Origin of the sequence: Vreelandella zhaodongensis (assembly GCF_013415115.1) — a bacterium.
Lineage (GTDB): Bacteria > Pseudomonadota > Gammaproteobacteria > Pseudomonadales > Halomonadaceae > Vreelandella > Vreelandella zhaodongensis.
This window is the reverse complement of the sequence record NZ_JACCDD010000002.1, coordinates 217,903-239,038: the sequence shown is the minus strand read 5'-3', so window position 1 is coordinate 239,038 and position 21,136 is coordinate 217,903. Positions and strand designations below refer to the sequence as shown.

Sequence of the window (21,136 nt, the reverse complement as noted above, 5' to 3'; positions counted from 1 at the left end):
CGCCGTGCTACTACTAAGTTTAGCGACTATTTTTACCCTGGTGTTGCTGTTAGGCAGCGGGGTGTGGATTGCGTTTGCGCTGATCGGGACGGCGTGGATTGCGTTGGAATTTTTTAGTCCCTTTTCGCCGGGCCCTATTTTAGCGTCTGATTTCTGGGGGGCTAGCTATGGCTGGGATCTAACGGCGTTACCGATGTTTATCTGGATGGGAGAGATTCTGTTTCGCTCGGGTCTGGCCGACAATATGTTTCGTGGTTTGTCACCCTGGTTAAACCGCCTGCCGGGCCGCCTGTTGCATACCAATATTATTGGCAGTGGCATGTTTGCCGCTGTTTGTGGCTCGTCTGCTGCTACCTGTGCCACGGTGGGCAAGATGACACTGCCGGAGCTTGAACGGCGCGGCTATGACAGCAATATGGCGATTGGCACCTTGGCCAGCGCATCGACGCTGGGGCTACTGATTCCACCTTCCATCGTACTGATTGTCTACGGTGTGGTTACCGAGCAGTCCATTACACGTCTGTTTATGGCAGGCATTGGGCCTGGCCTGATGATCCTGGCGATGTTTATGACGTATCTGGTGCTATGGGCGCTGTTGAAGGGCAATCGCGCTGGTCTGACCGGTGCTGATGAGTCTGGCATGAGTTTTGTTGAAAAGCTGCGTAATACCTGGGCCCTAGTGCCTATTCTGCTGCTTATTGGCGGTATTATCGTATCGATTTATGGCGGACTGGCATCGCCCACCGAAGCGGCGGCAGTGGGGGTTGTGTTGTCCATGGTTATTGCTCGCTGCAACGGCAGTTTTAATCGTCAGATTTTTGCCAGCTCGCTGTTTGCGGCGGTGCGTACTGCTTGCATGATTGCTTTCATTATCGCAGGTGCGTCATTTCTTACCTCGGCGATGGGCTTTACTCAAGTGCCGATGCAGCTGGCGCGAACGATTGGTGAGATGGGGCTATCGCCCACGATGCTACTGGTAGCCTTAACGTTGCTGCTACTGATTATGGGCTGCTTTCTGGATGGCATCTCGCTCATTCTGCTCGTCACGGCGATTATCATGCCGGTGGTGAGTGCTGCTGGGTTTGATCTGATCTGGTTCGGCATCTACTTAGTTATTGTGGTTGAGATGTCTCAGATTACGCCTCCTGTCGGCTTTAATCTGTTCGTTATTCAAGGGCTGACGGGTAAAGATATCGTCACTATCACCAAAGCCACGTTACCTTTTTTTCTACTGATGATGTTAGCGATTGCGTTAATGCATATGTTCCCTGAAATCGCCTTGCACCTCCCTCAGTCGATGAACCGGTGATGATTGAAACGGGTCATCAGTCACGACCATAGACAGAGATGCCGCGTCGGCCAGAGCGTTTAATGGAATACATGCTTTGGTCGGCCGCATCGATAAGCTCTCGCTCGTCACGAAAGTCCCCGTCGCTTAAGCATGCAATCCCCATGGAGGCCGTGATGTAGATCGCCTCCTGGCCGACGTCTATTATCGGCTGCTCATGTAAGCGCTGTGCAATACGCTCGGCTAAATGCTGGGCAGTTTGCGCCGTTTCATCTGGCAGGATAATTAAAAATTCTTCGCCGCCATATCGCCCAGCCAAGTCACCTGTTCGAATTAATGACGCTAGCGTTTTACCAAAGCTCTCTAAAATGACATCGCCTGTCTGGTGCCCGTATTGGTCGTTCAGCACTTTAAAATGGTCTAAATCAATAAATACAACTGACATGGTACGGCCGTGCTCGTTGCAAAGTGCAAAACGCTCCCGGAGTTGTTCCTCTAACCAAGCTCGATTGGCCAGTTGGGTGAGTGGGTCAATGCGACTGCGCTCTTCTAATGCGGTGTTATGCCGTTGTAATGCGCTTAACTGTTGTTGCTGAGAGTCTAATCTTGCTGTCAGCGCTAGCGCATGTTGATAAAGCAGCTGTTGAGCATCTGCGAGCAGTGTACGGCTATCGACACGCACGGGTAGCGTTAGCTCCAGAATGTCAGTTAGTAATTCAAGCTGCTGAGACAGTTGATAAAAAAGCGCTTCAATAGCCTGTATGGGGATGGTGTCTAGGGCCGCCAATTGTTTGAGTAATAGCGCCAATGCGGTGCTGGGCTCAGGGCTAAGCCAAGCATCCGCCATTGGGCCTGAGAGGCGCAGACAGAGTGTTGCCATATCGTCGGTGAAAAAGCCGTCATGACTTTGATAAATAGCGTGCACCATGTTGTCTGGCAGCCCCCACTTAGCTGCCAGCCATGCGCCGACATGCGTATGGTCACTTCCAAAGCGGTCGTGTTCGGCATGTGTGAGCTGCGCATGAGGGAGTTGATGATCGGCGTAAAGTAATTCGGCTTCGTCAGGGTAGGCGGATAGGAACGCCAAAATGCCGATGTCTTGCAGCAGGGCAAGTGTGAATGTACTACCCGCCTGGGTTGGACATAGTTGGTGCGCCAATTGGCTTGCCACAACGGCAGCAATCACCGCACGCTGCCACGTTTGGAGAGCCGCCTTCTCGGCATGAGGGCCAGGAAATAGCGTGAAGCTAAGCACTGTGGCAAGCGTTGCATCAAGCCCTAGGCGCTGTGTTGCCTCAAGGCTGGTTTGTGCGGGATGTGCAGAACGAAGGTTGTGCACACTATTGGCGACCGCAATGAGGCGCGCAGTTAACCCAGGGTCATGCTCAATGGCACTGGCATAGTCACTGAGGGACGCATTGGGAGAGCGTGCCACTTCCAGGACCTGTAGCGCTACAGCAGGCAGTGAGGGCAGATGTGAAGAGTGCAAAAGCACCTTGCTCAGTAAGCTTGGAAGCTCACCGGTGAGCGAGGCATACAGCGTCTCATCTTTTGCTGAAAGGCCCATCATATTGTCTCCTAACGTGCTGTCCAGCGTAGCGAGCAGCCACCAAGTTATGTACTAAGTGATCTATCATAGAGCCCGCACGTAGGCAGTGTCATGTTTGGGCATTGTAAATCAATAAAATAGCTGTTTATGCTATAGCCCGCTGTAATTGTTGAAATTGCGTAAGTGACCAGCTGCTCTAGAATGACAAAAGCGAGTGCGCCAATGCACACCAGAAACGAAGCGGCAGAGATCTTTCGCCAGTTGGCGGAAGGATTGGGACGAAGCGGCACTCCTGAATTTTACTCAACGCTTGTCGAGCAACTGGCTTCCCTGCTGGGAGTGGATCATGCGTTAATAGCCGTTGTCACCGAGTCTAATATGGCCACAACGTTGGCAGTTTGGACAGATGGCGGCCATCAGACCAATGTTTCTTATCCGCTTGCCGGTACGCCTTGCGAAACTGTTATTGGACGAGAACCTTGCTTATATTCCTGCGATGTCCAGGCGCGCTTTCCCGAAGATGAGCTGCTCTGCCAACTAGGTGCAGAGAGTTACATGGGACTACCACTGTTTTCAGCTGATGGTTCAGCTATTGGTCTTTTGGCGGTGCTTAGTAACCAGCCGATGCAACTTGATGGCCTTGAAAGCGAGATTTTGCGTATTGTCGCCGCTCAAGCTAGCGCAGAGCTAAGCCGCAGCCAAGCTGAGCAAGCACTTCGTCGCAGTGAAAAAGTGGCACGAGAGAGTGAGCGTCGTTTAAACACACTACTGAACCACCTGCCGGGCATGGCATATCGGCGTCTCAATGATCGTCACTGGACGATGCAGTTAGTTAGCCAAGGTGTCGAGGCGCTGACTGGCTACTATCCCGATGAGTTGCTGGATAACCGAGTACAAAGCTTCGCTTCCTTGATTCATGAAGCGGATCAGGAACGGTTATACCTAATGGTGCAAAAAGCCATTCAACAGCGTGAGCCCTACCGAGCGGTTTATAGGTTGCACCATCGTGATGGCAGTTGTCGCTGGGTGTGGGAGCAAGGCCAAGCAGTCATGGGGAGCGCGGGGCATGTTGCTTACCTTGAAGGCTTTATCTCGGATGTGACCGATCAGCAGGAATCACAGCGTGTGCAAGATGCGGTCGTGCAAGTCGCATCCACCGTGACGTCACGAGTAGGTGACGACTATTTTCACCAGCTGATCGCAACGCTGGCCACCTTGCTAGAAGCAGGTGCAGGGTTTATCGCGTTACTGGATCAACCTGTTCCTCCTCGCTCAAGTGGAGCGGCTCATAAAAGCACTCTGTTAACAGCGACAACAGCGCACACTGTTAGTCTGGTGGCGGGTGGTAAGCTGCTTGGCAATCAAACATTTATGCTCTGTGGGACGCCCGCTGAGAAGGTCGTGCTTGAAGGCGAGAGCGTGGTGAAAAGTGGCCAGACGTTTACGTTGCCGGGCACCTCGTTCAGTACTCAGGCATGGATAGGCAGACGGTTGGATAATGCCAACGGCGACGCTATTGGTGTGATGATGGTGTTTTATCAGGCGCCACTCACCACCAACGCATTCGCAACGTCAGTGCTTCAGATTCTCTCCACGGGTGCTGCAACCGAGTTAGAGCGTCGCCGTGACCACCGGCATATGCACCGTCTCGCTTATACCGATGGAACAACAGGCTTGCCTAATCGCGCGCGCTTTATTGAATTATTAGCGAGCATGGGGAGAGACGCGGCGACCCAAGACGATTCACTGTCGCTATTGTTGTTAGATATCAGACGCTTTAAAGAAGTTAACGACCTACATGGCCACCAAGTGGGGGATCAGTTATTAGCCACCGTGGCAAAGCGATTGCAGCAAGCTAATTTGCCAAAGAGTGCCGTTGCGCGTCTTTCCGGTGATGAGTTTACGATACTGCTGCCCAGTGTTGAGGATGACTATCTTCAAGACGTAATGCTGCAGCTATGCGAGCTAATCAAACGCCCCATCCAGCTTGACCATCGTGTTTTTAATCTCGATGTCAGCATTGGCGTTGCCAGCTATCCAAGTGATGTGTCGGACGCTGGCGAGCTGTTTAACGCGGCCAGCATTGCCCTCCACCACGCAAAACGACGTGACAATAGCGTATGTCCCTATACGCAGACGATGCGGCATGCATTAGAGCGCCGACAGTGGATGACTGAACGCCTGCATCAGGCCGTTCTTGAGCGCCGCCTGGAGCTCTACTTTCAGCCTCAGTTTAGCCTTAAAGATAAAACGCTCACAGGGGCTGAGGCGCTGTGCCGTTGGTACGATTCAGAGTGGGGATGGGTAAGCCCTGGTGAGTTTATTCCTCTGGCGGAAGAGCGTGGCTTGATCCGCCTGCTGGGGGATTGGGTGCTAGAAGAAGCGGCAAGCCAGCTAAGCGTTTGGCAGGCGAGTAATACGCCGCTGCCAGGAAGGCTATCAATTAATATTTCCGCCCAGCAGTTTGCTGACCCTCAGCTAACGGCACATGTGGCTAAATTAACTGCCTGCGTACCGTCATGCGCCATTGCGTTAGAACTTACCGAAAGCGATTTTATGCGCGACCCTGATCAAGCGGTCATGATTACGCGGTCCATGCGTAAAGCAGGCTACGCCCTGTTTATTGATGACTTCGGTACGGGCTACTCATCACTCTCTTATTTGCGGCGCTTCGCTGCGGACGCGTTGAAAATAGACATTTCTTTTGTGCGTGACATGCTTGATAACCACCACGACCGAGCGATCGTGCAAACCATTATTGCGATGGCCAATACACTGGAAATGAAAACCCTTGCAGAAGGGGTGGAAAACCCGGCCCAGGCTGATTTGCTTGCAAAAATGGGCTGTAGCGAAGCGCAGGGTTACTGGTTTGGTCGCCCACTACCTGCCGATGAGTTTGCAGCCATGTGGTTGACACCATAACCCGCTTTATCAGCAACAATGAGTCGGCAACTGACCTTATCCGTCATGACGTCATCGTCTTGTCATCACCGTTGGCATAACCTACCCGCCGCCTACTTCGCGAAAAAGGAGTGCCACATGCGCCTTGCTCTGTTTGACCTCGATGACACCCTCCTGGATGGAGACTGCAGTGACCGCTGGAATTTATGGATGATAGAGCAGGGGTGGATCAGCGATTCTGAAGCCTTCATGTCACGTGCGGATCAAATGCAGCTGGCCTATCATGCGGGCAAGCTAAAGCTCGAAGAGTACTTGGCACTGACCTTGGCGCCTCTGCGGGGTCGACGGGTTAGCGATGTTCAGAAAGAAGTTGAGCGTTTTGTTGCGACCCATTTGCAGCCGCGTATTTTTGATCAAGCCTGGCGCTGCCTGGAAGCACACCGTCAGGCAGGCGATACCCTGGTGTTAATTTCCGCTTCATCGAGCCACTTAGTCGCGCCGATTGCCGCCACGTTAGGCATTGAACACGTGCTAGCGGTGGAGCTAGGCGTAGAAAAAGGCCACGATGAAGAGGCAGGCTATTACACTGGCCACAGCAAAGGTGTGCTTTCCTATCGAGGCGGCAAAGTACTCCGCTTTCAGCAGTGGTTGGTTGAGCAGCGCATCACCCCCAGCCACACTACCTTTTACTCCGATTCCCGCAACGACATCCCTCTGCTGCAGTATGTCGACTGTCCGGTGGCCGTTAATCCCGACCCGGTGCTCGCTGAGGTGGCTAGCGTTGAAGGATGGCGGCGCTTAGACTGGCGAACAGCGGCGCCTTCAGGCGCTTCATCGCCCAATGCTTTGCCAGGAACGTCGGTGCATGCCTGATGCTTACTATTTACAGTTAACCGAACAGCTTCGCTATTTGATCGACGAACACGCCATGCAGTGGGCAGGCAAACTTCCAGCCGAGCGAGCGTTAGCAGAACGCTTCGCTACCACCCGTGTCACCCTGCGACAAGCGTTGGCGCAACTAGAAGGCGAGGGGCTGATCCATCGTAGCAATCGGCGAGGCTGGTTTATCTCGCCGGCCCGTTTGGTGTACGACCCGACCCGAGACGCTGGCTTTAACGACTACGTTCGCGCTCAGGGGCGACAGCCGAGAACGGCGGTGCTAAAGCTGGAAACCTGCCCGCACTTATCCGCAGCCCGTGTGCTTGGGCTGCCGGATGATCAGCCATTTCATCATATTCGCCGCCGTCGCTATGTGGATGACCGCGCGGTATTGGTGGAATCACTCTGGGTGGTGCCGGAACGTGCTCCGGAGCTTTTAGAGATGTACACCGACCAATCGCTGTGGGGACTTTTGCGTGGGCGTTGGGGCCATCACTTGGCGAATCGCTCTATTCGCATGGTGTCTGAAGCGTTATCACCAGTGGATGCCGAAGAGTTATTTGTTGCCCCAGGCACCGCGGGCCTTAATATTTGCCGCGCCATTTTTGACGACCAGCAGAGGCCCATTGAGTTTGATGAGGAGCACTGGCTACACGACTCACTTTGCATCAGCGTTGATCTTGCTGGTCAGCAGTAGCGCAAACACGGCGGTAAGAACGGACATCACAACTTAAAAAATCGGTCAAACAAGCGTCATCGCGCTGTCATTTAACAGCGGCAAACTTCTGGTCTATACCAACTGACAGGAAGACCACCATGTTGATGCCACGCCGTTTGTTTCAAACTACTCTGTTAGCGGGCGCTGTTGCCGCGGCGCTTTCCTCACATGCGCAGGCCACTGAATTAACGGTGTACACCGCTGTTGAGTCAGATGACCTGCAAAAATATGCCGAGCGCTTTAACGCTGCCCACCCAGATACCACCATTAACTGGGTGCGTGATTCTACGGGTGTTATTACAGCACGCTTGCTGGCTGAAAAAAATAATCCTCAGGCAGACGTGATTTGGGGATTGGCGGCTACTAGCTTGCTGCTGCTGGAAGAAGAAGGATTGTTAGAGCGCTACGCACCCGCAGGCGTTGAAAACCTCGATCCAAAATTTGTCGATGTGGCCTATCAGAGTGGTGAAGACCCTGCATGGGTAGGTATGGATGCCTGGGTAGCCGCTATTTGCTACAACACCATTGAGGGCGAGCGCCAGGGCGTGCCGATGCCGACCTCTTGGGAAGATTTGACCCAGCCAGAATTTCAAGGCCACGTGATTATGCCTAACCCCAATTCGTCCGGAACCGGCTACCTGGATGTGGCCAGCTGGCTGCAATTGTGGGGCGAAGAGCAGGGTTGGGATTACATGGATCGCCTGCATAACAACATTTCCCGTTACACCCATTCGGGCTCTGCCCCTTGCAGCCTAGCGGCCACCGGTGAAGCGGTTGTCGGCGTATCGTTTGCTTTCCGCGGCGCACGCTTGAAGTCTCAGGGAGCGCCTATTGAAGTTGTCTTCCCCGAAGAGGGCCTGGGTTGGGACATGGAAGCCGCTGGGATTGTGGAAGGCACGGATAAACTCGACGCCGCACAAACGCTGATGGATTGGATCGTATCCCGCGAAGCCAACGAGCTTTATAACGAAGGCTATGCCGTGGTGGCTTACCCAGGCGTGGCACAGCCAATCGAGAATTACCCCTCCGATATTACCGATCGCATGATTGACGCCGACTTCCAGTGGGCGGCGGTTAACCGTGAGCGCGTGCTGGCCGAGTGGCAGCGTCGCTACGATGGTAAAACCGAACAGTAAGTCGCGATCAGTTGCCCCGGCTTAGGCCGGGGCTTGGAGATGTTATGCAAACCACCATGACTTCGCTGCTGGCGGCTGACTCGCCTACGGTGATGACCCCTATTACGCCTCATCTACACATTGAAGCGGTGACCAAGAAATTCGGTAGCTTTACCGCGTTAGACATCATTTCCTTAACGATTAACGAGGGTGAGTTTGTCTGCTTTTTGGGGCCCTCCGGCTGCGGCAAAACCACGCTACTACGAACCATCGCAGGGCTTTCCCAGCAAACGTCGGGCAAGCTTATTCAGCGCGGCATAGACGTTTCCACGCTGCCACCCCAAGCGCGGGACTTCGGCATTGTGTTTCAGTCTTATGCCTTGTTTCCCAACCTGACGGTGTTTAATAACGTGGCCTACGGGCTGCGTAACCGACGAGCTGACCGGGCGCGCATCAACTATCGGGTTACGGAACTTCTCGCCTTGGTAAATCTTAGCGGCAGCGAACACAAGTACCCCGCAGCGCTTTCCGGCGGCCAGCAGCAGCGCGTTGCCCTGGCAAGGGCGCTGGCCACTGAGCCAGGTTTGCTGCTGCTAGATGAGCCCCTATCGGCGCTGGATGCCCGCGTTCGGGGCCATCTTCGCAGTCAGATTAAAGCTCTCCAGGCGCGCCTGGGTGTGACCACCATTATGGTGACTCACGACCAGGAAGAAGCGCTTACTATGGCTGACCGCATCGTGGTGATGAACCATGGGGTAATAGAACAGGTAGGCACGCCCGCCGAGATTTACCACCAGCCTGCCAGCGCTTTCGTGGCCTCATTTATTGGCACCATGAATTTCTTGGATGTAACGGTAAATAGCGCTGATCAGGTGACACTAGCGGCAAAGCCTTTAACCTGCCAACCCCATCACAACATGCCATTGGGGGAAACTGCACGGTTAGCGGTGCGCCCAGAAGCCATTGCGTTAACGCAGCAACAACAGGGGCTATCGGGTGAAGTAATCGATATTGAGTTTTTGGGGGCTTTCCAACGGGTAACGCTGCGCTTAACGGGCGCTGATCAGACGCTGCTGGCCGACGTGCCAAGCCGCGACAGCACCTCCCTCAGCCTGTACGTAGGGCAGACACTGGGTATTCACATACCCGCTGAGGCTGCGCGCCTTTACCCCGTAGGGAGTGATCACCTATGACTGCTAGTTTGTTGTCAAAGTCTTTGCTAAGGCGTGACGCGGCCGTCTCCCCAGAGGCGCTAATCCGTTTGTTAGTACTGCTCGCGGGTATGGCGTTGCTGGTGGTGGGGTTGCTGTTTCCGTTGTTCGCGATGCTGGTGAAAAGCGTTCAGGATCGTAGCGGCGACTTTATTGGTCTTGCCAACTTCATTCGCTATTTTCAAACGCCAGCGCTGGTTAATTCCATCGCCAACTCGTTGAGCGTGGCATTGATGGCCACCGTCACCGTGGTGAGCCTGGCGTTTGTATGCGCTTATGGCATTACCCGCACCTGTATGCCGGGCAAGCGGCTATTTCGTATGCTGGCAATTTTGCCCATTTTGGCGCCGTCGCTGCTGCCCGCAATTAGTTTGGTTTATCTATTTGGCAATCAGGGGTTTCTGCGCGATGTGCTGGCAGGCCATTCAATTTATGGGCCGATCGGCATTGTGATGGGCATGAGTTTTTGGATTTTTCCCCATGCACTAATGTTGCTGACCACCGCGTTGACCAATAGCGATGCACGGCTTTATGAAGCAGCAGAAGCATTGGGCACACCGAAGTGGCGCACCTTCCTGACTATTACACTGCCCGGTGTGCGCTACGGGCTTATTTCCTGCCTGTTCGTGGTGTTTACCCTGGCAATTACCGACTTTGGCGTGCCGAAAATTATTGGCGGTCAGTTCAGCGTTCTCGCCACTGATGTGTATCGCCAGGTGGTGGGCCAGCAGAATTTTCAAATGGGTGCGGTGGTCAGCGTTATCCTGCTGCTGCCGGCGGTGCTCTCGTTTATTGTTGATCGCTGGATACAGCGGCGCCAAGTGGCTCAGCTTTCAGCCCGTGCAGTGCCGTGGCAGCCAACGCCTAGTCCACTACGAGACTGGACCTTTGCGCTGCTGTGCTACACCGTCGCGGGCATCATCTTGCTGGTGATCGGCACGGCGGTGTATGCCTCGCTGATACAGTTCTGGCCCTATAACCTGTCGTTTACGCTGCAGCACTATACCTTTCAAGGCTTAGGCGGCGGTGGCTGGGGTGCGTGGTTTAACTCGCTTAAATTGGCCTTCAGCGTGGCACTGATAGGTACGTTGGTGATCTTCTTTAACGCCTGGCTTATTGAAAAGAGCGAAGGCTACCGCCCGCTGCGCCAGGGGCTGCACTTTATGGCCATGCTGCCCATGGCGGTGCCGGGCATGGTGCTGGGGCTGGCTTATATCTTTTTTTTCAACCAGGCAGGTAACCCTCTTAACTGGCTGTACGGCACCATGGCAATTCTGGTGCTGAACACGCTAGTACACTTCTATACGGTGTGCCACCTCACCTCTGTCACTGCGCTGAAACAGCTGGATCCTGAGTTTGAAGCGGTAGGAGCCTCGCTAAAAGTGCCGTTTTGGACCACTTTTAGCCGCGTGACGCTGCCGGTGTCACTGCCCGCCGTGCTGGATATTTCGGTCTACCTGTTCGTCAACGCAATGACGACAGTCTCTGCAGTGGTGTTCCTCTATAACAGCGATACGCGGCTTGCTTCGGTAGCGGTGCTGCATCTGGACGAGGCGGGCTACTTTTCCAGCGCTGCAGCCATGGCCGTGCTGATTTTCCTGACGTCGCTGGTGGTTAAACTACTCCACTCTGCACTTACCCACGTTCTGTTAAATAACGCCCAGCGGTGGCGCCAAGCGGGCTAGACATCCCGCCGTGTCTGCTGAAGTGTTTGAAAATCTGGTGTAGACCAAAATGATTGAACAAATCAAAGAGCCTTATCTATTAACCCCGGGGCCACTGACCACCTCTCACGCGACCAAAGCGACCATGTTGCGCGACTGGGGCTCCTGGGATGACGATTTTAATAGCGTAACGGCTGATATTCGTACTCAACTGCTTGCCATGGCCGAAGCGGCAAGCGACGAGTATGCCTGCGTGCCCATGCAGGGCAGCGGCACCTTCGCCGTTGAAAGTGCGCTTGCCTGCGCCACCGACCCCAGCGGAAAAGTACTGGTGTTAATGAACGGTGCTTACGGCAAGCGGGCTGCTCAGCTGCTCGATATGATGGGCCGCCGCTATGTGACGCTGGATAAAGGCGACTACTTACCGCCGCAGCCCCAAGAAGTAGCGGCATTGCTACGGCAAGATTCTGAAATTACCGCGGTGTTTCTGGTTCACTGTGAAACCAGTTCCGGCATTTTAAACCCGCTTGACGTTATCGCTGAGGTGGTGAGTGCTCACGGAAAAACGCTGATAGTGGACGCCATGAGCTCGTTTGGGGGTATACCGATCAGTCTGGCAAAAACGCCTATTGATGTACTGATTTCATCTGCCAATAAGTGCATCGAGGGCGTGCCGGGTTTTGGTTTTGTGATCATTCGCCAAACGCTGCTTGCTGCAGGTAAGGGGCGTGCCCACTCGCTGAGCCTGGATTTACACGCCCAGTGGGACTATATGGAGCGCACCGGCCAGTGGCGCTTTACCCCGCCCACGCACACCGTAGTGGCCTTTCAAGCCGCGCTTGTCCAGCACCGAGAAGAGGGCGGTGTGCCAGGGCGCTGTGCGCGCTATACCCGTAACCGAGATGCGCTGGTAAAAGGCATGCGGGCGTTAGGCTTCAGTACGCTTTTAGAAGATGAATGGTTATCGCCCATCATCACCACCTTTTTAAGCCCTACCGACCCTGCGTTTGAGTTTGACACCTTTTACGCCGCCCTGAAGATGCGTGGTTTTTTGATCTACCCAGGCAAGTTGACCGAGGTAGAAAGCTTTCGCATCGGTTGCATTGGTCAGCTAGGCATCACGGTAATTGCACTGCTGCTAAGTGCCATCCGAGAAGCCCTAGCAGACATGGACGTTTCCCTAACTGCTGACCCACGGAGTGCCTAATGCAGTATCAATCCCCGCAGCGCTTGCAAGCTGTTATTTGTGACTGGGCAGGAACACTGGTCGACTTTGGTTCTTTTGCGCCGACCCAGATATTTGTTGAAGCCTTTGCCGAACTGGGCGTGGCGATCAGCCTAGAAGAAGCCCGCGGCCCCATGGGCATGGGCAAGTGGGATCATATTCGCACGTTGTGCGATCAGCCTGCGGTTGCCGAGCGTTTCCACCAGACGGTCGGCCATGCGCCGACAGATGCCGATGTAACGGCACTTTATGAGCGTTTTATGCCGCTGCAGATTGCCAAAATTGCCGATCACTCGGCGGTGATTCCTGGTGCACTTGAGACGCTAACCTGGCTGCGAGAGCAGGGGTTGAAGATCGGTTCATGCTCCGGTTATCCAGCAGTGGTGATGGCAAGCGTTGTGGCGCTAGCCGCCGATAATGGCCTGCAGGTGGATCATGTGGTGGCCACCGATGATGTGCCCAATGGCCGACCGCACCCCGCCCAGGCGCTGGCCAATGTGATTTCGTTAGGCCTCAGCGATGTAGCTGCCTGCATCAAAGTAGATGACACAACACCTGGCATTCTAGAAGGGCGCGGTGCTGGAATGTGGACGGTCGCACTCACCTGTTCTGGTAATGCCCTGGGGCTTAGTTATGACCAATATCAAGTGCTGAGTGATAGCGAGCGGCGTGCTGCCCATGAGCGAGTGGCCGCTCAATTTGCCCCTTCAAAACCGCATTACAGCATCGCCACTATCGCCGAACTGCCCAGTGTTGTTGATGCCATTAATGCCCGTTTACAGCGGGGAGAGCGGCCTTGAGTCCAGCCGCCCTAGGGTTAGTGCTGTTTTCGGTGTTTATGCATGCGGCATGGAACGTGCTGGGTAAGCGCAACGCACCGTCGTTGGCTTTTTTTGCCTTGGCCTACGGCGCGGGTGGGGCGGTGCTTCTCCCATTGCTATGGTTGGGCCCATCACTGGGCGCGCTACCCAACGTATTTTGGGGCTGGCTGGCGCTGTCTGGATTGTGTCAAATGCTCTATATGGGGGGCTTAGCTTGGGCTTATGCGCGTGGGGAAGTCAGCGTGCTTTACCCCATCGCACGGGCGCTGCCGGTGGTGCTTGTACCGCTAGTATCCATTGCGCTGTTAGGCAGCCGCGTGTTGGGTGTGTGGGATGGTCTTGGCATGGCGCTAGTGGTGGCCGGAGCGCTCTGCCTGCCGCTCAGCCACCCAGAGGCGCGCAGGTTAGCCACCTATTTAACGCCAGCCATGGGGTTTGCACTGTTGGCAGCCGCAGGCACCGTGGGGTATTCGCTGATAGATAAGCAGGCACTGGCATTGATGCAGATAGCAGGCCATAGCAGTTTAACCGCAGGCGTGGTGTTTATGGTGCTACAGGCAGTGATGACGTTGACCTGGGCGATTCCGCTGCTGGCGCTGCTACCTGGGGAGCGTCGTCGGCTGCCCGCCATCCGTCAGCAGGGGTCGACTATTCTGGTTGTTACCGGGCTGATGATGACCTGTACTTATGGCTTAGTGCTAATAGCCCTGGCGCTTACAGACGAAGTGAGTTACATCGTGGCGCTGCGCCAGCTGTCAATCCCGGTTGGTGTGTTGATGGGGGTGCTGTGGCTCAAAGAACCCGCTTCTACAGCAAAAGCCCTGGGCACGTCAGTAATGTTGGTAGGGCTAGTGATGGTGGCGTTGTAGGCGATTAGCTTGCAGCCTGCCAAATCAAGTTTAAGCCCACCACGAACATGGCAAAGATGACTAAGCGGTAGAACAGCTTTTCATTGACGCGGCTTTGTAACCACAGGCCGTTGCGCACACCAATCCAGGCTACCGGCACCAGCAGCAGTGATGCCCAAGCGCTGGTCATGTTGACCTCACCAAGCCACATATACGGGCCGAGTTTGATCACGTTAACAATCGCATAGACGATTGTGCAGGTCGCAATAAACGTTTCTTTGCTGAGCTGTCGCGGCATCAAATACATGTTCATGGGCGGTGCACCCGCGTGGGCAATAAAACTGGTAAACCCGCAAACACTGGCGGCTGGCAGCGCCCAGCGGGTGGAGATCGGCTTTTTAGCGACCGGTTTCAGCAGCATATAGGCGGCAAACGCGACTGAAATAATGCCGAGCACCAGGCGCACGCCTTCATCGCTTAGGCTTCCAAACAGCAGGGTGCCGACCGTGACACCAATAATCAGCCCCGGCACAAAGCGCCAAACTTCGGCGTTTGACTGCTTACCCCGCCACGCTTTCACTGCAAATACGTCCATCACTAGCAAAAGCGGCAGCAGCAGGCCCGCTGCTTGGGTGGGGCTAATCGCCAGTGCCATCAGTGGCACCGAGAGCGTACCGAAGCCACCGGCAAAGCCACCCTTTGAAACGCCCGTTAGATAAACGGAAAAGACGATTAACACCCAAGCGATCACGGAGTAGTCGGGGAGCATTGGAGCCTCTGGATACGATGGCTTGAAAAGAGTCATGCAATAAAAAAGCCCCGCGTTCGCGGGGCTGCAAATCATAGCATTAGATAAACGTTAGCGGGCGAATAGCCTTGCTATTAAGCGTTCATTAGCCACTCGTGGTCGGGATCATTATGGAATTTCCACGCTCGCTGGGGCCCTGCCATCACATTTAAGTAGTAGAGCGAGTAGCCATGGGATGCGCCCACAGGATGGTAGCCTTTGGGCACCAAGACACAGCAGCCGTTTTCCACCGCCATCGTTTCATCAAGGCTTCGGTCATCGGTGTAAACGCGCTGAAAGGCGAAGCCTTGTTCAGGGTTAATCCGGTGGTAGTAAGTTTCCTCCAGCAGCGACTCATGGGGTAAGTTATCCACATCGTGTTTATGCGGCGGGTAGCTCGACCAGTTGCCCGCGGGTGTGAATACTTCGACGACCAGCAGGCTATCGGCGGGTTCGGTTTCCGGCAGAATATCGTGTACGTGGCGGGTGTTGGTGCCCTGGCCACGGGTGCTCTGCTTGATGCTGTCCGGTGCGATCAGCCTTGGGGCGTGATTGCCATGCCCCGGGGCAGCGCACACCGCTAGCTCTAAGTCCGTGGTCGCTTCCACCGCGTAGCTAACATGGTCAGGCAGATAAACCGCGTAGGGAGGGATCTGCTCAAAGATATCCATGCGCTTGCCGATGTCTTCAAAGCGGTGCTCGCCGCAGGTCACTGTGGCCCGCCCGGTGAGCAGCACCAGGCAGACTTCCTGGTTATCGCTGCAGGCCTCCAGGCGCTGGCCCTTGGCGAGTTTATGTACCCGAAAGCCAACGTGCGTCCAGCCAGCCGATTCAGGGGTAACGTCAATCACGGTGCCTTGGGCATCTGGGGCGGTGGGGCGTACCAGTAGTGAAGCCATATATCGCTCCTTCTGATGGCTAGCTGCTCGGTTGGCAGCTAGTCGTTTACGATATGAAAGGTCTACACAGACCTGTCTGCGTCTGTTTAGACCGAGGCGTCGAGCAGAATTTTGCGACCTTCCCGCAATGAATGCTCCGCTGCATCGGCTAAGCGCAACGCCTCTAGGCCATCCTGGGCACTCGCAAGTGGCGCACGTTTCTCTTTCCATGCGGCGACAAAGTCGCCAATTTCAAGCTGGTAGGCTTGGGCGTACCGCTCTAAGAAAAACCACTTGGGTTTGTCTTCCACTTGGCCTGCTTCACCAGTAAAACGCAGCCGGGTATCGCTCTCGTTCTGGGCTTGCAGCATGCCTTGGCTGCCAAAGGCTTCGATACGCTGATCGTAGCCGTAGCAGGCGCGCCGTGAGTTGCTGATTTGGCACAGCTTTCCACTGGCGGTGGTAAGGGTGACCATGGCGGTATCCACATCACCTGCTTCACCAATGGCTGGGTCAATGATGCTACTGCCGACGGCAAAAACACTTTCAATAGGCTCATCAAGCAACCAGCGAGCCATATCAAGATCATGAATCATCATGTCGCGGAACAGACCGCCGGACTCAGCCACGTACTCGGCAGGCGGGGGAGAGGGGTCGCGGCTAATAATCGTCAGCGTTTCAAGTGCGCCAATACGCCCTTCGGTAATCGCTTTTTTCAATGCTGCAAACTGAGGATCGTGGCGGCGGTTAAAGCCTAACGCGCAGGTCACCGGGTGTTCGCTAAGTACTTGAAGGGCATCGCGAGTGCGGGCTAGATCCAGGGCGATGGGTTTTTCGCACAGAACTGCCTTACCCGCGCGGGCAGCCCTTTCAAGATACTCCGCGTGAGTGGGCGTGCTTGAAGCAATCAGTACGGCGTCAATGGAGTCATCCGCGAATATTTCATCTACGGAGGCTGCTCGGCTAGCGTACTGCGCGGCCAGGGCTTCTGCGGCAGGCTGATGAAAATCAGCCACGGCAACCAGCGTAACGTTTGGATGTGAATAAATGGCCTGGGCATGCACCTTGCCGATGCGTCCAGCGCCGATAAGCGCGAGTTTCATAAGCTCTCCTGTTTTGTTTTTGCTGTTGGTTTGCTTTGGTTGTTTAGGCCTTGCGCTTTTTGTCTTGCCGCACGCCCAGGGCAATCGCCAAGGTTTGGGTCAAGCAGAGCGACGCAGTCAAACTACGGAAACTTTTTACTTCGGCTTCGTTGACCACGAAGACGACATCCGCGAAACGAGCCAGCGGGCTAAGGTTCGAATCGGTAATCACCACACTAGGTAGACCGCGCTGATGGGCGTCTTCGCAGGCTTTTTGGCTCTCTTCGGCATAGGGAGAAAAGCTAATCGTTAGCAGGGCGTCGTGTTGGCTCATGGCGCGCAGCTGCTCGCCGTACATCCCGCCCAAACCATTGACCAGCAGCGCAGGCTTATCCACATGCGCCAGGGCATAGGTCATGTAGCTCGCTACCATGAAACTTCGTCTTGCGCCCATTACATGAATCGCATGAGCCTTTTCAAAAATATCCAGCGCCTTCTCCAGGCTCTCTGGATCGATACGGCTGGGAAGCTGCTCCAAAACAGCGCGATTGGCATCGGCGAACTCCCATAACAACTGGGTGCTATCCGGTGTTTCCCCAGTGGCGCTGCGTACCGCGCGAATCCGCTCGGTGTAGTTAGGCAACTCATCAACCAGGCGGCTGCGAAACAGCTGCTGCATTTCGGAAAAGCCCTTAAAGCCTAAACTGTTGGCCAATCGAATTAGGGTGGATGGGGTGACATCCGCCTGCTCGGCAATTTTGGCCACGGTGGCCAGGGCAACCTCCTGGGGGTGATCAAGCACAAAACGCGCGGTTTGCTGTAAGCGTTTGCTTAGCGTGGCGTACTCGGCGGTGATCAGCGTTTCCAGCTCGCGGTAGCTTTGTGGTGGCTGTGGCATACAAATTCCTTCGCGTTAACTGATGTACCACTCATTTACTCATGTACGCCTGGGCAGTAGCGCTGAGCAATGTGGCTGGTTGTTAGGCAGTCTAGTTGATTGGAATAAATATTCCATTTATACCAAAGTACAGAATAAATAATTTGCTAGTTTTGCTGTTTGGAATCTATATTCCATAACGCCAGGGCATTTAATGCCACTTCCCTACCAACAACGATAACGTTATGAGGAATTATTTATGGCACGTCTATCTCAATGGCTTCTAGCCTCTGCCGCCACCACGGCATTAATGGCGGGTGCCGCACAAGCGCAGGAACCAGAACAAGAAGCGAGCCGTTTCGTCATGGTGACCCACGGTGTTCCCTCTGACCCTTTCTGGTCAGTAGTAAAAAACGGCGCGGAAGCGGCTGCTGAAACAGTCGGGGCGCGCTTGGAGTATCGCGCGCCTTCTACCTTTGATATGGCCATGATGCAGCAACTCGTGGAAGCGGCGGTGGCGTCAAACCCGGATGGTTTGATCCTTTCATTTACCGATGAAAACGCTTTGGGCGGCGTTGTTCAAAACGCGGTCGACAACGGCATCCCCGTGATCACCATTAACTCTGGTGGTGACGTCGCGCGAAATTATGGTGCCCGGCTGCACGTTGGGCAGAGTGAGTACGAAGCGGGTAGGCAGGCCGCCGAACGCATGCAGGAAATGGGCGTTGAGAAAGGCGTTTGCGTTAATCATGAACAGGGAAATCAGGGCCTTGATCAGCGCTGTGATGGTTTTGTTGATGGCTTTGACGGAAATGCCGATCAATTGGCGACCACGTATGACCCTACCGCCATTCGCAATGCCATCGTGGCGTACTTGAATCAGAACAGTGATGTGAGCGGTGTATTGACCTTGGGTGCATTGGCCGCTGATCCGATGGTTCGTGCCATGCGTGAGCAAGGTGCTACCGATAGCTTCACTCTAGGTACCTTCGATCTCTCCCCTGGCATTCTAGAAGCGCTGGATGCGGGAGAGTTGGACTTTGCGATCGACCAACAGCAGTACATGCAGGGCTACTTGCCCGTTATGTTTCTAGATCAGTTCGTTAAGAACGGTCTGCTACCCGCAGGGGATGTTGCCACCGGCCCAGGGTTTGTCACTCAGGAAAATGCTGCCCAGGTCATTGAGCTGAGTAGCCAGGGCATCCGTTGATAACTACCTAATTTGGAAAGGCTCGGCAGCGTCGAGCCTTGGGAGTCGATCGCCATGAGTTCCACTGAATCGAAACAACCGGTTACGCCAGTAACAGTTCCTCAAGATGAGCGTATCCAGAGAGTCTCTTTCTGGAAGAGAGCGCTGAATCGCCCTGAGCTGGGGGCGCTGGCAGGTGCGGTGTTGGTGCTTTCTTTCTTTATAGTCGCTTCCAGCGGCACTGGGATGTTTACCCCAGCGGGTATTATTAATTTCCTCGAAGTCGCCGCTCAGCTTGGCATTATCGCCACGGCGGCTGCGTTGCTAATGATCGGCGGTGAGTTTGATCTCTCGATTGGTTCGATGATTGGCTTGGCGGGCATTCTGATTGCTATCCCTGCGGTGGAGTATGGCTGGCCGCTATGGGCCGCTATTTTATTGGCGTTTGCCTGTGCAGGCCTGGTGGGCTGGATTAACGGTAATCTGGTCAATAAAACGGGGTTGCCGTCATTTATTGTCACCCTGGGATTTCTGTTTATTTTGCGTGGCCTGGCGATTGGCGTTAGCCGATTGTTAACGGGTAGAACTCAAGTGGGTGGCGTTCAGGCGCATATTCCCGGTGACTGGTTCGCGGCGCTATTTTCCGGCGAGGTGGCCACAGGCCTGTTTACCTGGATGGCAGCCAATGGCTGGATGGCGACCAACTTTGCGGGCAACCCCGTGGTTTCGGGCATTCCGGTCTCTATCGTCTGGTGGCTGGGTTTAACCGCCTTGGCGACCTGGGTGCTGCTTTGCACGCCTTACGGCAATTGGATTTTCGCCAGCGGCGGCGATGCTAACGCTGCGCGCAACTCAGGTGTGCCTGTCCATCGCGTCAAGATCTCACTGTTTATGTTCACGGCCTTCTCCGCCACCATTTTTGCCTGCATTCAGGTAATGGATACTGGCTCGGCAGATACCATTCGCGGCATGTTAAAAGAGCTGGAAGCCATTATTGCGGTGGTGATTGGTGGCGCTTTACTTACAGGGGGCTATGGCTCTGCCATCGGCGCAGCGCTGGGCGCGCTGATCTTCGGCATGGTGCAAATGGGTATCTTCTACACCGGTGTTAACACCGACTGGTTCCAGGTCTTCCTGGGCGTGATGTTGCTGGTGGCCGTGCTGTTTAACAATTATATGCGCAAGAAGGCGATGGAGGCCAAATAACATGACCACTCGTACGCCAATGATTGAAATGCGCAGTGTCAGCAAGCACTTCGGCAGCGTCATCGCCTTAAGCGATATCTCGATGCAGGTCTATTCCGGAGAGGTAATGTGCCTGCTGGGAGATAATGGCGCAGGCAAGTCGACGCTAATCAAAACCCTTTCCGGGGTTCATCAACCCACCCATGGCGAGATGCTACTGGATGGCAAACCCGCCCGTTTCAAGTCCCCTGCTTACGCACTGGATGCTGGTATCGCCACTGTGTTCCAGGATCTTGCCATGGTGCCGTTGATGTCGATTACCCGTAACTTTTTTATGGGGCGCGAGCCGACGGTGGGCTGGGGGCCTTTAAAGCGGATTGATTGGAAGTATGCCGACCGAGTTGCCAAAGAAGAAATGGCTAAAATCGGTATTGATGTGCGCGATCCCAGCCAGCCGGTGGGTACGCTTTCTGGAGGAGAGCGCCAGTGTGTGGCGATTGCCCGTGCCGTCTATTTTGGTGCCAAGGTGCTGATTCTTGATGAGCCCACCTCCGCGCTTGGGGTCAAGCAGGCCTCCGTCGTACTGCGCTACATCGCCAAAGCCCGCGCGGATGGGCTTGCGGTCATCTTTATTACCCACAATGTCCACCATGCTTACCCAGTGGCTGATGCGTTTACCCTATTGTCACGCGGCGGCAGTTTAGGCTCCTTCCGCAAAGAAGAAGTCAGCCGCGAAGAAGTACTCAATATGATGGCGGGTGGTGCTGAGCTTGAAAGCCTGGATGCGGAGCTTGCGGAATTTCAGCGTGACGATAAAGCCAAGAAGGCCAGCTTAGCCGCACAAGACACCCAGCCTGCGGATGAAACAAGCAGCACTGAACCCCCTTCATCGCGAACGGCGAGCGGCTATTAAGGAACC

18 protein-coding genes are annotated in these 21,136 nt (G+C 54.7%); 13 read left to right on the top strand and 5 right to left on the bottom strand.

Features of this window, described 5'->3' with window-relative positions; genetic code table 11:
• Positions 1-4 precede the first annotated feature (4 nt).
• Positions 5-1,309, top strand: coding sequence for a TRAP transporter large permease subunit (locus tag HZS79_RS04535; protein ID WP_179927161.1), 1,305 nt, complete (start codon positions 5-7; stop codon positions 1,307-1,309).
• A 16-nt stretch (positions 1,310-1,325) separates the two neighbouring features.
• Here HZS79_RS04535 and HZS79_RS04530 read toward each other — a convergent pair whose 3' ends face one another.
• Positions 1,326-2,858 carry a GGDEF domain-containing protein gene (locus HZS79_RS04530; RefSeq protein WP_179927160.1) on the bottom strand — a complete coding sequence of 511 codons (1,533 nt, stop codon included), beginning with the start codon at positions 2,856-2,858 and terminating at the stop codon, positions 1,326-1,328.
• A gap of 201 nt (positions 2,859-3,059) precedes the next feature.
• Between HZS79_RS04530 and HZS79_RS04525 the strand changes: the two genes are divergently transcribed.
• The 9 genes from HZS79_RS04525 to HZS79_RS04485 all read left to right on the top strand — a co-directional run bounded on the left by HZS79_RS04525 (position 3,060) and on the right by HZS79_RS04485 (position 14,240).
• A complete protein-coding gene (locus HZS79_RS04525; protein WP_179927159.1) occupies positions 3,060-5,759 on the top strand; it encodes an EAL domain-containing protein in 2,700 nt (899 codons plus the stop codon).
• A 117-nt stretch (positions 5,760-5,876) separates the two neighbouring features.
• The gene (locus HZS79_RS04520) at positions 5,877-6,611 is read left to right on the top strand and encodes an HAD family hydrolase (RefSeq protein ID WP_162217032.1); all 735 of its coding nucleotides are present in this window, start codon (positions 5,877-5,879) and stop codon (positions 6,609-6,611) included.
• On the top strand, positions 6,604-7,314 hold the full coding sequence (locus tag HZS79_RS04515) for a UTRA domain-containing protein (RefSeq protein WP_162217033.1): 711 nt from the start codon (positions 6,604-6,606) through the stop codon (positions 7,312-7,314). The genes HZS79_RS04520 and HZS79_RS04515 overlap by 8 nt, the downstream gene beginning before the upstream one ends.
• Before the next feature lie 119 nt (positions 7,315-7,433).
• Positions 7,434-8,471 carry a putative 2-aminoethylphosphonate ABC transporter substrate-binding protein gene (locus HZS79_RS04510; RefSeq protein WP_179927158.1) on the top strand — a complete coding sequence of 346 codons (1,038 nt, stop codon included), beginning with the start codon at positions 7,434-7,436 and terminating at the stop codon, positions 8,469-8,471.
• A 44-nt stretch (positions 8,472-8,515) separates the two neighbouring features.
• Positions 8,516-9,643 (top strand): putative 2-aminoethylphosphonate ABC transporter ATP-binding protein, encoded by a 1,128-nt coding sequence (locus HZS79_RS04505; protein ID WP_179927157.1) that lies wholly within the window; start codon positions 8,516-8,518, stop codon positions 9,641-9,643.
• A complete protein-coding gene (locus tag HZS79_RS04500; protein ID WP_179927156.1) occupies positions 9,640-11,346 on the top strand; it encodes a putative 2-aminoethylphosphonate ABC transporter permease subunit in 1,707 nt (568 codons plus the stop codon). Before HZS79_RS04505 ends, HZS79_RS04500 begins: the two co-directional genes overlap by 4 nt.
• A gap of 49 nt (positions 11,347-11,395) precedes the next feature.
• Positions 11,396-12,532, top strand: a complete 1,137-nt coding sequence (locus tag HZS79_RS04495) for a 2-aminoethylphosphonate--pyruvate transaminase (RefSeq protein WP_162217037.1) — start codon at positions 11,396-11,398, stop codon at positions 12,530-12,532.
• On the top strand, positions 12,532-13,350 hold the full coding sequence (gene phnX / locus HZS79_RS04490) for a phosphonoacetaldehyde hydrolase (protein ID WP_179927155.1): 819 nt from the start codon (positions 12,532-12,534) through the stop codon (positions 13,348-13,350). The genes HZS79_RS04495 and phnX overlap by 1 nt, the downstream gene beginning before the upstream one ends.
• Positions 13,347-14,240, top strand: a complete 894-nt coding sequence (locus tag HZS79_RS04485) for an EamA family transporter (RefSeq protein WP_162217039.1) — start codon at positions 13,347-13,349, stop codon at positions 14,238-14,240. Before phnX ends, HZS79_RS04485 begins: the two co-directional genes overlap by 4 nt.
• 4 nt (positions 14,241-14,244) lie before the next feature.
• Here HZS79_RS04485 and HZS79_RS04480 read toward each other — a convergent pair whose 3' ends face one another.
• The 4 genes from HZS79_RS04480 to HZS79_RS04465 all read right to left on the bottom strand — a co-directional run bounded on the left by HZS79_RS04480 (position 14,245) and on the right by HZS79_RS04465 (position 17,864).
• On the bottom strand, positions 14,245-15,024 hold the full coding sequence (locus tag HZS79_RS04480; protein ID WP_371829563.1) for a sulfite exporter TauE/SafE family protein: 780 nt from the start codon (positions 15,022-15,024) through the stop codon (positions 14,245-14,247).
• Between the two features lie 77 nt (positions 15,025-15,101).
• Positions 15,102-15,905 carry a 5-deoxy-glucuronate isomerase gene (gene iolB / locus HZS79_RS04475; protein WP_162217040.1) on the bottom strand — a complete coding sequence of 268 codons (804 nt, stop codon included), beginning with the start codon at positions 15,903-15,905 and terminating at the stop codon, positions 15,102-15,104.
• A gap of 86 nt (positions 15,906-15,991) precedes the next feature.
• The gene (iolG, locus tag HZS79_RS04470; protein WP_162217041.1) at positions 15,992-16,987 is read right to left on the bottom strand and encodes an inositol 2-dehydrogenase; all 996 of its coding nucleotides are present in this window, start codon (positions 16,985-16,987) and stop codon (positions 15,992-15,994) included.
• A gap of 43 nt (positions 16,988-17,030) precedes the next feature.
• Complete coding sequence (locus HZS79_RS04465) at positions 17,031-17,864, bottom strand: MurR/RpiR family transcriptional regulator (RefSeq protein WP_162217042.1); 834 nt, start codon at positions 17,862-17,864, stop codon at positions 17,031-17,033.
• 238 nt (positions 17,865-18,102) lie between these two features.
• On the opposite strand from HZS79_RS04465, the gene HZS79_RS04460 reads away from it, so the two are divergent.
• Genes HZS79_RS04460 through HZS79_RS04450 form a run of 3 tightly spaced genes read left to right on the top strand, consistent with a single transcriptional unit; the run spans position 18,103 to position 21,130 of the window.
• Positions 18,103-19,053, top strand: coding sequence for a sugar ABC transporter substrate-binding protein (locus tag HZS79_RS04460; RefSeq protein WP_162217043.1), 951 nt, complete (start codon positions 18,103-18,105; stop codon positions 19,051-19,053).
• Between the two features lie 54 nt (positions 19,054-19,107).
• Entirely contained in the window at positions 19,108-20,238 is a 1,131-nt protein-coding gene (locus tag HZS79_RS04455; RefSeq protein WP_162217044.1) for an ABC transporter permease, read from the top strand.
• A gap of 1 nt (position 20,239) precedes the next feature.
• On the top strand, positions 20,240-21,130 hold the full coding sequence (locus tag HZS79_RS04450) for an ATP-binding cassette domain-containing protein (RefSeq protein WP_179927154.1): 891 nt from the start codon (positions 20,240-20,242) through the stop codon (positions 21,128-21,130).
• The last annotated feature ends 6 nt before the right edge of the window (positions 21,131-21,136 follow it).

Excerpts from the sequence above, each read along its gene's own strand:
- HZS79_RS04505 (WP_179927157.1), top strand. The coding sequence starts at position 8,516 with ATGCAAACCACCATGACTTCGCTGCTGGCGGCTGACTCGCCTACGGTG.
- HZS79_RS04500 (WP_179927156.1), top strand. The coding sequence starts at position 9,640 with ATGACTGCTAGTTTGTTGTCAAAGTCTTTGCTAAGGCGTGACGCGGCC.
- HZS79_RS04465 (WP_162217042.1), bottom strand. The coding sequence starts at position 17,864 with ATGCCACAGCCACCACAAAGCTACCGCGAGCTGGAAACGCTGATCACC.
- HZS79_RS04515 (WP_162217033.1), top strand. The coding sequence starts at position 6,604 with ATGCCTGATGCTTACTATTTACAGTTAACCGAACAGCTTCGCTATTTG.
- HZS79_RS04495 (WP_162217037.1), top strand. The coding sequence starts at position 11,396 with ATGATTGAACAAATCAAAGAGCCTTATCTATTAACCCCGGGGCCACTG.
- HZS79_RS04510 (WP_179927158.1), top strand. The coding sequence starts at position 7,434 with ATGTTGATGCCACGCCGTTTGTTTCAAACTACTCTGTTAGCGGGCGCT.
- iolG (WP_162217041.1), bottom strand. The coding sequence starts at position 16,987 with ATGAAACTCGCGCTTATCGGCGCTGGACGCATCGGCAAGGTGCATGCC.
- iolB (WP_162217040.1), bottom strand. The coding sequence starts at position 15,905 with ATGGCTTCACTACTGGTACGCCCCACCGCCCCAGATGCCCAAGGCACC.
- HZS79_RS04525 (WP_179927159.1), top strand. The coding sequence starts at position 3,060 with ATGCACACCAGAAACGAAGCGGCAGAGATCTTTCGCCAGTTGGCGGAA.
- HZS79_RS04480 (WP_371829563.1), bottom strand. The coding sequence starts at position 15,024 with ATGACTCTTTTCAAGCCATCGTATCCAGAGGCTCCAATGCTCCCCGAC.
- HZS79_RS04450 (WP_179927154.1), top strand. The coding sequence starts at position 20,240 with ATGACCACTCGTACGCCAATGATTGAAATGCGCAGTGTCAGCAAGCAC.
- HZS79_RS04455 (WP_162217044.1), top strand. The coding sequence starts at position 19,108 with ATGAGTTCCACTGAATCGAAACAACCGGTTACGCCAGTAACAGTTCCT.
- HZS79_RS04460 (WP_162217043.1), top strand. The coding sequence starts at position 18,103 with ATGGCACGTCTATCTCAATGGCTTCTAGCCTCTGCCGCCACCACGGCA.
- phnX (WP_179927155.1), top strand. The coding sequence starts at position 12,532 with ATGCAGTATCAATCCCCGCAGCGCTTGCAAGCTGTTATTTGTGACTGG.
- HZS79_RS04520 (WP_162217032.1), top strand. The coding sequence starts at position 5,877 with ATGCGCCTTGCTCTGTTTGACCTCGATGACACCCTCCTGGATGGAGAC.
- HZS79_RS04530 (WP_179927160.1), bottom strand. The coding sequence starts at position 2,858 with ATGATGGGCCTTTCAGCAAAAGATGAGACGCTGTATGCCTCGCTCACC.